Annotated in this window: 1 protein-coding gene; it reads left to right on the forward strand. The window is 57.3% G+C overall.

The features are described 5' to 3' along the window. Positions 1–351: immunoglobulin-like domain-containing protein (locus tag ACQRBT_RS28310; protein WP_427851702.1), on the forward strand; the 351-nt coding region annotated here is incomplete at both ends.

The following is a 351-nucleotide window of genomic DNA, read 5'->3' on the forward strand; positions in this document are numbered from 1 at the left end:
GTTGCAGGCAACGGCGCAACCACCACCATCAACGACACCATCGACAAGGTCGATGTGGTCCTGACCGCCACCAACACTGTTGGTGAAGGCGGCAACATCGTTTACACCGCTTCGCTGGTCGACAAGTCGGGTAATGCGGTGACCAACATCACCAACCCGCTGACCGTGACTTTGGATAACGGCCAGACCATCACCATCGGTGTGAACCAGTCCAGCGGCAGCGTCACCACCGTAGCGCCGAACGACGTTTACAACGGCGACCAGACCGTCACTACCGCGATCAAAACTGTGACCGGCGGCGAGCATTTCGAAAATCTGGTGCCAGGTAGCGATAAAGTCACTACGACCGTA

Origin of the sequence: Pseudomonas sp. R19M (assembly GCF_050312585.1) — a bacterium.
Taxonomy (GTDB): Bacteria; Pseudomonadota; Gammaproteobacteria; order Pseudomonadales; family Pseudomonadaceae; genus Aquipseudomonas; species Aquipseudomonas palleroniana.